The sequence below is a fragment of the Microtetraspora niveoalba genome (assembly GCF_001570405.1).
GTDB lineage: Bacteria > Actinomycetota > Actinomycetes > Streptosporangiales > Streptosporangiaceae > Microtetraspora > Microtetraspora niveoalba.
Genome location: NZ_BBYM01000005.1, coordinates 124951 through 137552 on the forward strand (window position 1 = coordinate 124951; position 12602 = coordinate 137552).

General features: G+C 69.3%; 20 protein-coding genes and 1 tRNA gene. 16 read left to right on the top strand and 5 right to left on the bottom strand.

Annotation, left to right across the window (positions count from 1 at the left end):
• Window positions 1-28: 28 nt before the first annotated feature.
• Entirely contained in the window at window positions 29-325 is a 297-nt protein-coding gene (locus tag AWQ70_RS05090) for a WhiB family transcriptional regulator (protein ID WP_061253934.1), read from the bottom strand.
• 258 nt (window positions 326-583) lie between these two features.
• Here AWQ70_RS05090 and AWQ70_RS05095 point away from each other — a divergent pair, with 258 nt between their 5' ends.
• The gene (locus AWQ70_RS05095; protein WP_067171094.1) at window positions 584-2806 is read left to right on the top strand and encodes a transglycosylase domain-containing protein; all 2223 of its coding nucleotides are present in this window, start codon (window positions 584-586) and stop codon (window positions 2804-2806) included.
• Between the two features lie 151 nt (window positions 2807-2957).
• Here AWQ70_RS05095 and AWQ70_RS05100 read toward each other — a convergent pair whose 3' ends face one another.
• Window positions 2958-3413, bottom strand: a complete 456-nt coding sequence (locus AWQ70_RS05100; RefSeq protein WP_067171097.1) for a GatB/YqeY domain-containing protein — start codon at window positions 3411-3413, stop codon at window positions 2958-2960.
• An 82-nt stretch (window positions 3414-3495) separates the two neighbouring features.
• Here AWQ70_RS05100 and AWQ70_RS05105 point away from each other — a divergent pair, with 82 nt between their 5' ends.
• On the top strand, window positions 3496-4398 hold the full coding sequence (locus tag AWQ70_RS05105; protein WP_067171100.1) for a metallophosphoesterase: 903 nt from the start codon (window positions 3496-3498) through the stop codon (window positions 4396-4398).
• An 81-nt stretch (window positions 4399-4479) separates the two neighbouring features.
• A tRNA-Pro gene (locus tag AWQ70_RS05110) sits at window positions 4480-4553 on the top strand.
• A gap of 30 nt (window positions 4554-4583) precedes the next feature.
• On the opposite strand, the gene AWQ70_RS05115 is transcribed toward AWQ70_RS05110, so the two are convergent.
• From AWQ70_RS05115 to AWQ70_RS05125, 3 genes are all read right to left on the bottom strand, one after another.
• Complete coding sequence (locus AWQ70_RS05115) at window positions 4584-6161, bottom strand: site-specific integrase (RefSeq protein WP_067171103.1); 1578 nt, start codon at window positions 6159-6161, stop codon at window positions 4584-4586.
• Window positions 6162-6166: 5 nt separating this feature from the next.
• On the bottom strand, window positions 6167-6682 hold the full coding sequence (locus AWQ70_RS05120) for a hypothetical protein (protein WP_157529891.1): 516 nt from the start codon (window positions 6680-6682) through the stop codon (window positions 6167-6169).
• 94 nt (window positions 6683-6776) lie between these two features.
• Window positions 6777-7172 carry a helix-turn-helix domain-containing protein gene (locus AWQ70_RS05125; protein ID WP_157529892.1) on the bottom strand — a complete coding sequence of 132 codons (396 nt, stop codon included), beginning with the start codon at window positions 7170-7172 and terminating at the stop codon, window positions 6777-6779.
• A gap of 146 nt (window positions 7173-7318) precedes the next feature.
• Here AWQ70_RS05125 and AWQ70_RS37340 point away from each other — a divergent pair, with 146 nt between their 5' ends.
• From AWQ70_RS37340 to AWQ70_RS38590, 13 genes are all read left to right on the top strand, one after another.
• Window positions 7319-7582, top strand: coding sequence for a helix-turn-helix domain-containing protein (locus tag AWQ70_RS37340; RefSeq protein WP_084516535.1), 264 nt, complete (start codon window positions 7319-7321; stop codon window positions 7580-7582).
• Complete coding sequence (locus tag AWQ70_RS05130; protein ID WP_067171112.1) at window positions 7579-7905, top strand: hypothetical protein; 327 nt, start codon at window positions 7579-7581, stop codon at window positions 7903-7905. The genes AWQ70_RS37340 and AWQ70_RS05130 overlap by 4 nt, the downstream gene beginning before the upstream one ends.
• Before the next feature lie 14 nt (window positions 7906-7919).
• A complete protein-coding gene (locus AWQ70_RS05135) occupies window positions 7920-8591 on the top strand; it encodes a hypothetical protein (RefSeq protein ID WP_067171116.1) in 672 nt (223 codons plus the stop codon).
• A 67-nt stretch (window positions 8592-8658) separates the two neighbouring features.
• Window positions 8659-8793, top strand: coding sequence for a hypothetical protein (locus AWQ70_RS41915; RefSeq protein WP_281196839.1), 135 nt, complete (start codon window positions 8659-8661; stop codon window positions 8791-8793).
• Window positions 8793-9089, top strand: a complete 297-nt coding sequence (locus tag AWQ70_RS05140) for a hypothetical protein (protein WP_067171119.1) — start codon at window positions 8793-8795, stop codon at window positions 9087-9089. The genes AWQ70_RS41915 and AWQ70_RS05140 overlap by 1 nt, the downstream gene beginning before the upstream one ends.
• Window positions 9086-9385 (top strand): hypothetical protein, encoded by a 300-nt coding sequence (locus AWQ70_RS05145; protein ID WP_067171122.1) that lies wholly within the window; start codon window positions 9086-9088, stop codon window positions 9383-9385. The genes AWQ70_RS05140 and AWQ70_RS05145 overlap by 4 nt, the downstream gene beginning before the upstream one ends.
• A complete protein-coding gene (locus tag AWQ70_RS05150; RefSeq protein WP_281196840.1) occupies window positions 9382-9594 on the top strand; it encodes a BldC family transcriptional regulator in 213 nt (70 codons plus the stop codon). Before AWQ70_RS05145 ends, AWQ70_RS05150 begins: the two co-directional genes overlap by 4 nt.
• Entirely contained in the window at window positions 9591-10304 is a 714-nt protein-coding gene (locus AWQ70_RS05155) for a hypothetical protein (protein WP_067171125.1), read from the top strand. The genes AWQ70_RS05150 and AWQ70_RS05155 overlap by 4 nt, the downstream gene beginning before the upstream one ends.
• Window positions 10301-10675 carry a hypothetical protein gene (locus AWQ70_RS05160; RefSeq protein ID WP_157529893.1) on the top strand — a complete coding sequence of 125 codons (375 nt, stop codon included), beginning with the start codon at window positions 10301-10303 and terminating at the stop codon, window positions 10673-10675. Before AWQ70_RS05155 ends, AWQ70_RS05160 begins: the two co-directional genes overlap by 4 nt.
• A gap of 226 nt (window positions 10676-10901) precedes the next feature.
• Window positions 10902-11513, top strand: coding sequence for a hypothetical protein (locus tag AWQ70_RS05165; protein ID WP_067171131.1), 612 nt, complete (start codon window positions 10902-10904; stop codon window positions 11511-11513).
• Complete coding sequence (locus AWQ70_RS05170) at window positions 11510-11815, top strand: hypothetical protein (RefSeq protein ID WP_067171134.1); 306 nt, start codon at window positions 11510-11512, stop codon at window positions 11813-11815. Before AWQ70_RS05165 ends, AWQ70_RS05170 begins: the two co-directional genes overlap by 4 nt.
• Window positions 11812-11994 carry a hypothetical protein gene (locus AWQ70_RS05175; protein ID WP_067171136.1) on the top strand — a complete coding sequence of 61 codons (183 nt, stop codon included), beginning with the start codon at window positions 11812-11814 and terminating at the stop codon, window positions 11992-11994. Before AWQ70_RS05170 ends, AWQ70_RS05175 begins: the two co-directional genes overlap by 4 nt.
• Window positions 11991-12596, top strand: coding sequence for a hypothetical protein (locus tag AWQ70_RS38590; protein ID WP_067171139.1), 606 nt, complete (start codon window positions 11991-11993; stop codon window positions 12594-12596). Before AWQ70_RS05175 ends, AWQ70_RS38590 begins: the two co-directional genes overlap by 4 nt.
• Window positions 12597-12602: the final 6 nt, after the last annotated feature.

A 12602-nucleotide genomic window follows, 5' to 3' on the forward strand; every position in this document is an offset into this window, starting at 1 on the left:
GGCGGAGGAGGGAGGGGGCGACCCCGGCTCACCCGGCGATGAGCTCGTTGGTCCGCTCGTACTCTTCCTTGGCCGACTCCAGCAGGTCGCGCCAGGAGTTCACATCGGGCCGGCGCCTCAGCAGCGCGCGGCGTTCCCGCTCGGTCATCCCGCCCCACACCCCGAACTCGATGCGGTTGTCCAGCGCATCGGCGAGGCACTCGGTACGGACCGGGCATCCCCGGCAGATCAGTTTCGCCCGGTTCTGCGCGGCGCCCTGCACGAAGAGAGCGTCAGGATCCGCACCTCGACAGGCGGCACGGGAGGTCCAATCCGTGATCCACATGTTCGACCCCACTCCCCTTAAGGTGGTCAGTCGTCATTTCGGCCGACGGGCGCGGGCGTCGAGCCTCCTGGTTGCATTGCCGCAGAGGAGAACGTACGCAAGATGACGATCGGGCCGACAGACCCGGGCGGACCAATTTCCCGGATGGTCATGTCAGGCCATGTGGCCGGGAATGACTAGTCCTCCCGGTCAGGGTCGACAGTAAAGTGGGCGCCTCCGGTAGCGATCGAGTGCCGCGACCCGCGTACCCTTGGTAACGTGCAAGCTCAAGGCAAAGCTCAGGCAACGGCGCTCGGTACCGTCCTGCGGCTGTTCGTCGCCGCAGGCGCGGCGGGGGTGCTGGCGGCGGCCATCGCGCTACCGGCTGTCGGCGGCGCGGGCATCACGGTGAAGTCCGTCAAGGAAGAGTTGAACATCGCTCCGGAGGACCTCGACGAGCCTCCGCTTCCCGAAAAGACCACTCTGCTCGACGCGGGCGGGAAGCAGATCGCGCAGTTCTACTTCCAGAACCGCGAGTCCGTCCCGCTGGACAAGATCGCGCCGATCATGCGGAAGGCCATCGTGGCCATCGAGGACTTCCGCTTCTACGAGCACGGCGCGCTCGACCTCGAGGGCACCAGCCGCGCCCTCATCAAGAACCTCACCTCGGGGGGCGTCACCCAGGGCGGCTCCTCGATCACGCAGCAGTACGTGAAGCAGGTCATCTTCAACAAGGCCGAGACCAAAGAGGACAAGAACGCCGCCATCGCGCCGACGTTCTCGCGGAAGCTCAACGAGATCCGCTACGCGATGGCCATCGAGAAGAAGCACTCGAAGGACGAGATCCTCAACCGGTACCTCAACATCGCCTACTTCGGCGCCGGTTCCTACGGGATCGAGGCGGCGGCCAAGCGCTTCTTCGGAAAGCACGCCTCCGAGCTCGACCTCGTCCAGGCCGCCACGCTGGCGGGAGCCGTACAGAACCCGAACAACACCGACCCGAACCTGGGCAAGGCGTACCGCGACCGGCTGCTCTCCCGGCGCAACGTCGTGCTCGACCGCATGGCCGAGTTGAAGATCATCACGACGGAAGAGGCCGCCAAGGCCAAATCCAAGAAGCTCGGCTACAAGGACAAGCCCATCCCGGGCGGGTGCGAGGAGAGCGAGTTCCCGTACTTCTGCCTGTACGTGCAGAACGAGATCCTGCACGACGAGCAGTTCGGCAAGACCGAGAAGGCCCGGCGCGAGTTCCTCAACCGGGGCGGTCTGACCATCAAGACGACGCTCGACCGCGACATGCAGAAGGCCGCCGAGAAGGCGATCAAGAAGTACGTCCACGCGTCCGACAAGCCCGTGGCGTCCGAGGCGCTCGTCGAGCCGGGCACCGGCGCGATCCGCGCGATGGCGGCGAGCCGGAAGTTCGGCACCAACCACAAGAAGAACGAGATGTCGTACAACGTGGTGGCCGACGCCCTGCACGGCGGCGGCACCGGCTTCCAGGCCGGCTCCACGTTCAAGATGTTCACCCTGGTCACCGCCCTCAAGGAGGGCATGAAGTTCAACGACGGCTTCAGCGTCGGCGGCACCTTCCAGGCCAACGGGTACTCGGACTTCAAGAACTGCAAGGGTGAGAACGTCGGCGACCCCACCGTCGCCCAGCACAACTCCGAGGGCGGCAACGGCGGGTTCGAGACCCTGCAGACCGGCACGTGGGGGTCGGTCAACACGTTCTTCATGACCCTGGAGCGGAAGGTCGGTCTCTGCGACGTCGTCAAGACGGCCAAGGACTTCGGCATCAAGCGGGCCGACGGCCAGAAGCTCCGCGAGTTCCAGACCTTCACCCTCGGCTTCAACGAGATGGACCCGGTGACCGTGGCGTCGGCGTACGCCACGCTCGGCGCGCGCGGCAAGGCCTGCGCGCCGATGGCGATCACGGAGATCGTCGACCGGTTCGGCAAGGTCACCTCGTTCAAGCCCGACTGCAAGCAGGCCGTCGAGCCGGAGATCGCGGACGCCACCAGCTACATCCTGGAGGGCGTGTTCACCAAGGGCACGATGCGCGGCGTCGGCGGCATCGGCAGGGACGCCGCCGGCAAGACCGGCACCGGCGACCAGTCGCGCACCGTCTGGTTCGCCGGGTACACGCCCGACCTCGCCGGAGCGGTCAGCCTCGGCGACCCTCGTGGACCGGTCCGCTACCCGCTGAGCGGTCAGGTCATGGGCGGGCGTTCCTACGGCTCGGTGTTCGGCGCCACCATCCCGGGGCCGATCTGGAAGGACACGATGCTGGGGGCGCTCAAGGGCGTACCGGCCTCGTCGTTCGTCGGGCCCGACATGTCGCGGTTCGGCGGATGCACCCAGCAGTGCGCGCCGCGCCGTCCCGCACGTGACGACCGTGGCGGCGACCGGGGCGGCGACCGCGGCAACGGCGGCGGCCACGACCGGGGCAACGGGCGCGGCGGCTGGAACGACGACGGCGGCCCGCTCATCCTCGGCGACTGAGCCGTAGCAGGACGGCGTCCCGAGTTCGAGTCCTTCTCGGACCGACCGGGACATCGTGGTCGCGGGCCGGCGGTTCTCACCGCCGGCCCGCGGCGCGTCCACGGCCTCGGATGCTCCTGCCGTTCGGTCGGGACGACCGGGGTGGTTCGATTCAGCCGGCGAGCCGGGCGCGGACCGCCTGGGCGACCCTGCCGCCCTCCGCCCTTCCCGCGATCTTGGGGTTGAGGACCTTCATGACCTGCCCCATCGCCTTGGGCCCCTCGGCGCCGCTCTCCGCGATCGCCTCGTCGACGAGACGGTTCAGCTCGTCGTCGGAAAGCTGCGCGGGGAGGTACTCCTCAAGGACGGCCTGCTCGTCCAGCTCGGCCTGCGCCTGCTCGGCGCGGCCGGCGTTCGCGAACGCCTCCGACGCCTCGCGACGCTTCTTCGCCTCACGGGTCAGGACCTTGACGATCTCCTCGTCCGAGAGCTCGCGGGCCTCTTTCCCCGCCACCTCCTCGACGTTGACGGCGGCCAGGGCCATGCGGATGGTCCGGAGGCGTACCTCGTCGCGGGCCTTCATCGAAGCCGAGAGATCGGCCTTCAGCTTGTCCTTCAACGCACTCATAGGGTCCATCTTGCCGCCTCGGCGGATCTGTTCTCGCCTCGTTAACCGCTGAGCCGCCGCCCGCGTCGGGCATGATGGCACTGTGAGGAAAGCTGTCGCGGTGCCCCTGTCCCTGCTCGGCCTCGGCGTGGCGGGTCTCGGTTACGCCTCCGTCGTGGAACGGAACTGGTTCCGGCTGCGGCGCTTCGACGTGCCCGTGCTCGCTCCGGGGCAACGGCCGGTGCGGATCCTGCAGATCTCGGACCTGCATCTCACCCCGGGACGGTCCCGGCTGATCGGCTGGGTGCGCTCCCTGGCGTCCCTGCGGCCCGACCTGGTGGTGAACACCGGCGACACCCTGGCGCACCCCGACGCGATCCCCGCCTACATGCGGGCCGTCGAACCGCTGCTCGACCGGCCCGGCCTCTTCGTCTACGGGTCGAACGACCTTTACGCGCCGCGCCCCAAGAACCCCGCCAGGTACCTGTGGCGTACGTCCAAGAACGACTCCCGTCAGACCATCCCGAACCTCCCCTGGGACGAGCTGGGAGCCGCGATGACCGCGGCCGGATGGCTGGACATGAACAACACGACGGCCCGCCTCAAAGTGGGCGAGCTGGACGTCCACGTCGGCGGCATCCACGACTCGCACATCGACCGCGACCGCTACGACCTGATCGCCGGGCCCGCCCCGGCCGACGCCGACCTGCGGCTCGGTGTCATGCATTCACCCGAGCCGCGGAACATGTCACGGTTCGCCACCGACGGGTACCAGCTCCTGCTCGCCGGGCACACCCACGGCGGGCAGCTCTGCATCCCCTTCTACGGCGCTCTGGTGACGAACTGCGGCATCGACCGGGCCCGGGTCAAGGGCCTGAGCAGGCACGAGAGCGCATGGCTGCACGTGTCGGCCGGCCTCGGCACCTCGCCGTACGCGCCGGTCCGGTTCGCCTGCCCGCCGGAGGCGACCCTCCTCACGCTCGTCCCTCGGCGGACCGCTTCCTGATCACCCGGTCGACGGATGACACAAGCACGACCAAAGTCCGCTAGACTTTGCGAGGCAACAGGGCGACAAGTTCTGTAGCACCGGGGTGTAGCGCAGCTTGGCAGCGCGCTTCGTTCGGGACGAAGAGGTCGTGGGTTCAAATCCCGCCACCCCGACCCAGAAGTACCAGGTAGGGCCTTGATCGGTTAGCCGGTCAAGGCCCTTCTGCTGTTCCTGGGAGAAATCTGGGAGACGATCTTTCTGGCGGTCCCCTCCCGCCACGGCGCGAGCGCGGCGTCCAGGATCGGCACGGGCGACGTCGGCCATAACCGGAACCGCTCGGCGAGCGCGTTCTCCCATAGCGCCTGCAGCACGTCGCGCAGCTGCTCGCGCATGCCCTCGGTCACGTGGCCGTACCGGCCGGACATCGAGGTGTCCTCGTGGCCCATGCGTTCGACCTTGAGCGCCTTCTTGATCCCGGCGTCGTCCATCCACGTTTGGTGCCCGTGGCGGAATCCATGTGGGGTCAGGCCCGGCCGGATCGGCAGCCACGTCACCAGGTGCGGCCGCTCGGCCTCCGGCCAGCTCGCATAGTCCGGCCGGCCGCGGCCGCGCGGCGGCACGAACTCGACCCCAGGCTCGGCGTACGGCCACGGCACGTGCACCGGGCGGCCCGGCCACGCGTATGCGCCCTCGAGGACCTGGGCGCGGCCGCGCGCCGGCGACGGCCCGTACACCGCGGTGTCGGCCAGGACCGGGCGCGGCGGCCGCGGCCACCGCTTGTCTTCCCGCCCCGGGTACACGCCGTCCGCTGCCGGCCGCATCGTCGCCGAAGACCAGCCGCGCCCGTAGTGCGCGCCCTCCCGGGTGAGGAACAAGTACCGGCGGCGGCCACCGACGCACCACTCGACATCTTCGTCCCCGTCTACCGGTGGCCGCCCCTTCCGCCCCGTGCAGGTGCAGGTGCGGGCGCGCTTCGCCTGGGCGCGCAGCAGCAAGCCCAGGAACGGCGGGACATCGATCACCCGCAGGCTCCCGTCCTTCGGGTACCCCAGGTAGAAGCCGGACAGCTCGTAGATCTTCGTGTCGACGTCCAACGCATCGCCGTCCAGGAGCGACTCGGGACGGAGCGCCAGGATCTCCGACCAGCGGAGCCCGGTCCACGCCTTCGTGACGTACATCAGGAAGACGTCCCAGTCATCGGCGACGAGTGCGGCCCGCTCGGCGACCAGAACGGCCTCTCCCGGGGACGGCCAGACCTTCGCGGCGCGCTGGTACGCCTCGATGCGCCGCAGCCCTTTCTTGCCTTTTCCGCGTTTCCTGGCCGCGGGGTTCGCGTCGATGTAGCGCGGTACGGCGTCACCCAGGATGTTGATCATGAGGGTTCGGGCGTCGCGTGCGGTGCGCGGTGCGTAGCCGGCGCGGACGATCGACCGCTCCCACGGGTCGAACTCGGAGTCCTCCAGGTCGTCGAGGTAGCGCTCCTCGAACACGGGCATGAGATGGCCGCTCAGGAGGCTGCGGTAGGTCCGCATCGTGCTCGGTTCCAGGGCGAGCCCGGCATACCAGGTGTTCGCCCACTCACCGAATTTGATCTTCGAGCGGTCCTTGCGCAGGCCGAGCCGGATCAGCGTCTCCTGATCTTCGCCGTACTGCCGTGCCTCGTCCTCGGTCTGGAAGGGCTCGCCGGTCTTCTCGTTGATGCTGACGCCGCCGTTGTACTTGCCGTTCGCCTGCTTCCAGCGGACGCGGATCTTGCCGTTGCGTACCTCGGTGTAGGCCATCGGCCTCACGCTCCTGACGGGTTGGGGGAAGGTGGGATGAAGCGGCGCAGGTCCCTGGTACCGACGAGCGATGCGGCCTGGATGAGCTTTGGCCGGATGAATTTTTTCGGTGCGGGGATGTAGTAGCCGAAATCTTTGATCTGCCAGATCAGTTCGTCGGGGTAGATGTCCTCGGCGGTGAAGCGGAACTCGCCCCAAGGCTCGGCTGCGGGAGGGATACGAGGAGTGAGAACGCTCGCCGCTTCGGTAGCCACCTTCCCAAGGGGTTCGAACAGCTCTTCCTCTATGAGATCGCCGTCGACCAGCCAGGCAATGCAGTCGGGCAGGTGTACGGCGGCGGCCGGCATGTCCACGCGGCGGTGAAGGAGCCAGGATTCCGAGACTGGGATGAAGCAAATGCGAGGGGGCTGAAAGCGGTATGGGGTTTCCATGGGGCTTTTGTGCCTTCCAAGGTGGTACTTGTGCTTACGCGCTATAAGCGTGTAACGCGTCACCATGGCACTGAAGGTCCGTTTCGTCATCAACGGACTTTGTTGGAACGAGACAAGTGACCTGTAAATAGGTCAAACAGCCATAGGGGTCTCACCTTTTGGTGACACTTACCTAACCGTCAGGTCAGCCCTTCTGGCGCCCCATCAGCCGTTGGGCCATCTCTTCGGCCCAACGGACGATGGCCTGTCGGTCCCCTTCCGGCAGGTCTGGCGGGACTGCGAAGGTGACATGCCCCTGATCGATCTCGCGCTCTTCAACCTCGAACTCTGGCCCCACACCCACGCGACTGTCCGTGCCAGACAAGATCGCCTGAATGGTCCCCGGCTGCCACTCGAATGCACTTTCGAGATCGGCCATGCGCATCGGAGTCAGTGTCGCAGTCTCGTCGTTGCGCAGCCTGCGCAGGTTGGCGGTCGACATTCGCGCCCGCTTGGCCAGCTCTTCCCATCGCAGGCGAAGCTCTACCCGACGTTGCTCCATCGCCGCAGCCAGGCGACGCCTGGGGCTGTCCTCGGTCACATCCAGTCCCCTCGCCGATCTGGGTCTGCGTGCACACCTTAGCGCACACAAGCGCACGCCATTTAGGTGCGCCTCGCCGATATACACCCGAGAACGCGATTAGCGCTAGCTTGCGCTCCATGGCTTGTTAGCGCTAGCGTTCGCTCATGCCACATCCGACAACCCTTCCTTTCGATCGAAAGCGCTTACGGGAATGGCGAGAGCGGCGCGGATACCACCAGTCCGATCTCGCCCAGCGATGCACTGACCAGGGCACCCCTGTCTCGGTCTTCCAGGTCAGCCGGGCCGAGGTCGGTAAGAGCAAGCCTCAGGCACACGTCGTGGTCGCCATGGCCAGAGCGCTCCAGATCGAGCTCGACGAGCTTCTCTCCACGCCGGTGGATGAAAACCAGGAGCAGGAGAGTCCGTGAGCGCCATGGTCGAGGAGGAGGTACCGGAGTACCGCCTCTACAACAACGAGCAGGGCGCCGCCCGCATCAGCGGCGGCGAAAAGGTCGTCCGTGCTTCCACACTCGGCCGCCTCGCCCGCACCGGCAAGGTCACCCACACCCGCGTCGGCCGCAAGGTCCTCTGGACCGACGCCCAACTCCGCGCCGCTGTCGCCTACCTGGCCACCCAGACGCGCGCCAAGCCGATCAAGAAGGCCAGCCCGCCCCCGGAGCCCCCGCGGCCGCGTCGCGGCGAGATTGTGCCGCTCGTGGCCAAACCGGGCCGCCGCTACAGCAACCCCTAACCCCCGGAGTCCCTATGGGCCACAACACGAACATCATCGCGGCCGTCCTGCGCCGCGCGGCCGACATCGCCCCGGCCACCTACCCCACCTTGAGCGGCCGCCCCACCGTGGTCGTCGCGATCGCGGTCGCCGCTGGTCGCCTCGCCCCCACCGATGTGGACGCCTGCGAGATCGCCGGCGAGTGCCTGACCGCTCTGGCCCAGCACCTGCGCTATGGCAGCGAGCCCGTCCGCGCGCTCACCCGCTGGAGCGACATCAGGCCGATCTCGGAGATCGTGATGCAACTGGAGCACGCGGCCGACGACATCGAGTCGGGCCAGGCCGTCGTGCCGCCGTCCGTTCCGCCCGTGACGGACACCATGCCCGTCCCGGTCGACCTGACCGACGAGACGGACGACGAGACGGACGACCGGCCGCGCTTCTACCGCATCCCCACGCCGAGCGGCGGTGCGGTGCTGGCCCGGTTCGCCGGCGAGGGCACCCCGGTCACGGTCGAGATCTCCCGCCCGCGCGCCGCCGTCGGCCGGGTCGAGGTGTCTCGGGAGGAGTCCTGGGGCGTGTGGGCGGTCCTCAACGACGCGCTGATGACCGTCGAGGACGCGGTCCCGACCTGGGCGCACGCCCCGATCGTGCCGACCGACGAGCACGGCCGACCCTTGCCCGACCCAGTGTCTGGCCCGTTCTGACCTGCCAAAAAAGCAGACCCCTGGCGCGGACACGCCAGGGGCCCTGATCCCCGAAGGGACCGATCACATGTACATCCTGCCGTACGAGGAGACGTTCATGCGCCACGACCCCGCCGACCTGGCGTACCTCGACCTGTGCCTCAGCGAGGCCGTGGCCAGGATCCGCGCCAGCCAGGCCGCGCAGACCGGCGGTGAGAGCTGATGCCGAAGATCACCGTGAGTTTCGACATCGACACCAGCGAGCTGAAGACGCTCACCGACACGCGCCTGGCCACGCTGTGGCACGTCGCGCAGGCCAACCCCGCCCCTCACGGCGACCGTGACGCCGGCGAGGTCGTCGAGTACATCGGCCGCGAGATCATCCGCCGCTGGCTGCGGAGCGCGCCACCGGAGCTGTGGCACCACCAGGGCCGCGACTACTGCTGGGACGAATGGAAGAACGGCGAGTTCGTCCCGCACGCCCCGGCGGCCGCGAGCGACGCGGACGGTGGCGAATGAGCGTCCACGACCACCTCACCGCTGCGGCGCTGATGCTGTCGGTCGCCCGTGGGGACCACCTCACGTGGACCCACCGGGAGACTGCCGGCGAGCGGACGTACGTCGGCGCCGGGCACGACGCCATCGCGCGGATCGACGACGCGATCGCCCGCCTGTACAAGGCCCGCCAGGAGCTGAGCGGCGAGCTGCGCGCCGAGGAGGACGAGCGGAACGTTCGCGTCGATGCGCTGATCGCCACGATGCGGGGCGAGCGCACGCAGGCGTCCGGCGAGCAGACGCCGGGCGGCGACTCGTGACCACGGCCGCCGACGACTTGATGACGCCCGGCGAGGTCGCCGTCCTCTTCCGCGTTGACCCCAAGACCGTCGGCCGCTGGGCCGCCGCCGGGCTCATCCCGTTCATCCGTACCCCCGGCGGCCACCGCCGCTACCGCCGCACGGACGTCGACGCGTTCCTGTCCGTCGGCGGCTCCCCCACATTCCCCACCACATCGGAGACGACATGAGCGTCACGAAGACCTCGCCGCCCTGGTACATCCAGCTCACGGACGGTGTGTACGCGCTCGGCGAGGCGGCCCGCCACTACCGGGCGGCCTACTGGATCGCTCGCGGGCTAGCTTCGCGCACCGCAACGGAGCACGTCCACATCCACGAGGGCAAGGTGACCGGGCAGCCCGGCCCCGACGCCCGCGGCTGGGACGCCAAGCCCACCAGCCGGGCGCCGCACGCGAAGGCTGTGTTGGAGGTCGAGCGGATCCACCGCGAGCACACGGACAAGCTGCACGGCCTCTACGAGACAGCCGCACTCCTGTACGCCTCTGGCGCCGCTTCGGCGATCCGCCTTGTGCAGGCTGGCGAGACCCCGGCCCGGCCGGTGCTCCCCCTGAACAACGACCGTCGACTGGAGTGGGGCGGTCTGGAGATCAAGGGCTTGGCCGAGGCCCGCTACGCGGGCGCCGAGAAGCTGGCCGCCGCGTACACGACCTTGTCTCGCCTGCTGGACCTGCGGGGCTACAGCGAGGAGCTGGCCTCTCAGGACTACCTCGCCGACCACGAGGTCGGCGAGATGGACGACGCGTCGGCCGAGGCCGAGGGCATCGCGGACGCCGCCTACGCGTACGGCCGGCTCGCCGAGCAGGCCGTCCACTTCGTCCTGATCGAGCCCAGGCGCCAGACCATCGCCGCCGCCCCCACCACCCCGGAGAGCACGTCATGAGTGTCATGCAGGAACGCTTCACGCGGACGACCCGTCGCGGCCGCCCCCGCCCCGGCCCCGTCCACAACGTTAAGGAGGAGCGGCCTCAGGTCGCGATCGCGTTCGGCGAGGGCCTGGACCAGCTCGACTGGTACACCGACCCGGACGACCTCAGGGATCTGATCAAGTCCGCCAGCGTCCAGCTGGACAAGCTCGTGCGGGCCATCCAGCAGCAGGCCGAGGCCACCGGCGAGAAGGCTGGCGAGGATCACGGTTACCTCGACCCCTCCCGTCCGTACATCCCCGTCGCGACCCCGGCCCAGCCGACCGCCACCACGGCGGCCACGGCGGAGGGCGAGGCCCCGGACCCTCAGCTGGCGGCCCGCGCCTGATGGGCCGCCACCACCGCCCCCAACCGCGCACCGGCTGGCTCCGTCGCCTGTTCGATCCGGCACACGCCGACGCGTCGCCCCGTGCGGACGCCTGGACCTGACCCAGGCCCGTGATCCTCTCCCGCCCGCCTGGCCCGCTCACACCGGGCGGGCGGGAGAGCACCAACAACTCGCCCCCTTCCGGCGGCCGCCACGCGGCGGCCGCCGTCTCTCGTATGGAGACCCGATGTCCAACCTCCGTTCGACCCCCGCGCGTCGTCCTGACCCGCGCCTGCGGATCATCACCGAAGCCCTGCGCCAGCCGGTTCCCAACGTGGCTCCCGCTGACCTCATCACCGGCAGCAACATCAGCCGCTTCGACGACAACGTGGCCCACGCGCCCGCACCATGGGCGATGCAGGTCGACATGCTCGCGAACCGGATCTACACCGCCCTGTTCGGCCGCCCCGGCGAGGAGACGAGCCCGCTGGAGCAGGCCGAGGTCGCCAAGCGCCGCCGGGATCTCGGCGGTGAGGTCGCGGCGCTCATGCTCGGCCAGCGCGCGCTCGAGCAGGCCCCGTGGTACCCAGCCCGCCCCGGAGACGTGATGCACGTCCACTACGAGGCGACCGGCTTGCTGCCCGAGTGCGGAGAGACCTACGTCGTCGAGCACTCCGACGCCGAGGGCGGCCTGATCCTGCGGCTGGTGCACTACAGCCCCGAGATGGCCTACCCGGGGGGATGCTTCGCGCCCGGCCTAGTCGACGACCCGCTGATGGAGGCCTGGATCGAGGTGGGTCCGCACCGGCTGACGCTCGTACGGGATGGCCGAGTCGTCCACGCGGGCAGCAGGACATGACCGCCCCCTGCCCCCACGACCTGGCCGACCCTCGCATGTGCAAGGTCTGCCGCCGCGCCCTGCTCCTCATCGCCGGGCCGGACAGGACGGCCGAGGGCCGCGACTGGTCCGCGCGGCTGGCGGCCGACCTCGCCAAGCACCTGCGCACCGTGCAGGCGCCCGACGCTGAAACCTGGGCCGAGGCCCTGACCTGGTTCAGCCACCGCATCCGCGGCGGCACGCTCAGCGTCCTCGCCGCCGAAGGGTTCGCGGACCGGTTCGGACCCATGCCGCCCGGCCGCGGATCGGGCGGCAGCGAATGAGCAGCCTCGCCTTCCTCGCCGTCTGCGCCATCGTGGCGATCGCGCTCATGCTGGCGGGGCACTGGTTGTGGTGGCGTCGGCTGTACGTCTTCGCGGTGCTCGCCGCGTTCGTCAGCGCGGTCGCGGTGTTCCTGCTCGTGGCCAGGTGGCTGCTGCTCGCCGCAGGGGCGGCATCATGACGACGACCACCGCGCAGCCCGCGCCCCGACGCCGCCTGTTGACCGGTCCCGAGCTGACGTTGCTCGCCGACCAGGTGGACCGTCACCTCTCCACCACGGCCCCCTTCTTCCGCACCCGCGGCATCACCTACACGGTGGGCCGTCCCCGCGCTTACAGGGATCACGTGGTCGTCATCGCCGTCCTGCACGAGCGGCGGCCGGCCACTGCGGCCGACGGGCCGATCGTGAGCGACGCGCTCGCGCACTGGGCCCGGCAGCTCACCGGCGCGGGCTACGTGGTCGATCCACGACCGGCGCGGCTGATCGTCCGCCCGCGCCCCCAGCTGACCCCGCACGAGCTGTACGACGCGGTCGACGCCCGGCGGCGCGCGCTCGGCCTGTCCTGGGGCCAGCTCGCCGCCCAGGCGCTCCTATCCCAAGAGCAGCTGATCCGCTTCCAGGCCCGGGCCATACGCCGCGGCTTACGCGGCCGCCTCGAGGCCTGGCTCCGACATACCTCATCGCCCCCCACTTCTGCCCCGACAACACCCCTGAAAGGCGCTCAGCATGATGGCGGCGGCGTACCCCCGACCCTCCGACACGATCCCGCACAACCTGACTAGCGCGAC

Excerpts from the sequence above, each read along its gene's own strand:
- AWQ70_RS05090 (WP_061253934.1), bottom strand. The coding sequence starts at position 325 with ATGTGGATCACGGATTGGACCTCCCGTGCCGCCTGTCGAGGTGCGGAT.
- AWQ70_RS05100 (WP_067171097.1), bottom strand. The coding sequence starts at position 3,413 with ATGAGTGCGTTGAAGGACAAGCTGAAGGCCGATCTCTCGGCTTCGATG.
- AWQ70_RS05115 (WP_067171103.1), bottom strand. The coding sequence starts at position 6,161 with ATGGCCTACACCGAGGTACGCAACGGCAAGATCCGCGTCCGCTGGAAG.
- AWQ70_RS05120 (WP_157529891.1), bottom strand. The coding sequence starts at position 6,682 with ATGACGAAACGGACCTTCAGTGCCATGGTGACGCGTTACACGCTTATA.
- AWQ70_RS37340 (WP_084516535.1), top strand. The coding sequence starts at position 7,319 with ATGCCACATCCGACAACCCTTCCTTTCGATCGAAAGCGCTTACGGGAA.
- AWQ70_RS05135 (WP_067171116.1), top strand. The coding sequence starts at position 7,920 with ATGGGCCACAACACGAACATCATCGCGGCCGTCCTGCGCCGCGCGGCC.
- AWQ70_RS41915 (WP_281196839.1), top strand. The coding sequence starts at position 8,659 with ATGTACATCCTGCCGTACGAGGAGACGTTCATGCGCCACGACCCCGCC.
- AWQ70_RS05140 (WP_067171119.1), top strand. The coding sequence starts at position 8,793 with ATGCCGAAGATCACCGTGAGTTTCGACATCGACACCAGCGAGCTGAAG.
- AWQ70_RS05145 (WP_067171122.1), top strand. The coding sequence starts at position 9,086 with ATGAGCGTCCACGACCACCTCACCGCTGCGGCGCTGATGCTGTCGGTC.
- AWQ70_RS05155 (WP_067171125.1), top strand. The coding sequence starts at position 9,591 with ATGAGCGTCACGAAGACCTCGCCGCCCTGGTACATCCAGCTCACGGAC.
- AWQ70_RS05160 (WP_157529893.1), top strand. The coding sequence starts at position 10,301 with ATGAGTGTCATGCAGGAACGCTTCACGCGGACGACCCGTCGCGGCCGC.
- AWQ70_RS05165 (WP_067171131.1), top strand. The coding sequence starts at position 10,902 with ATGTCCAACCTCCGTTCGACCCCCGCGCGTCGTCCTGACCCGCGCCTG.
- AWQ70_RS05170 (WP_067171134.1), top strand. The coding sequence starts at position 11,510 with ATGACCGCCCCCTGCCCCCACGACCTGGCCGACCCTCGCATGTGCAAG.
- AWQ70_RS05175 (WP_067171136.1), top strand. The coding sequence starts at position 11,812 with ATGAGCAGCCTCGCCTTCCTCGCCGTCTGCGCCATCGTGGCGATCGCG.
- AWQ70_RS38590 (WP_067171139.1), top strand. The coding sequence starts at position 11,991 with ATGACGACGACCACCGCGCAGCCCGCGCCCCGACGCCGCCTGTTGACC.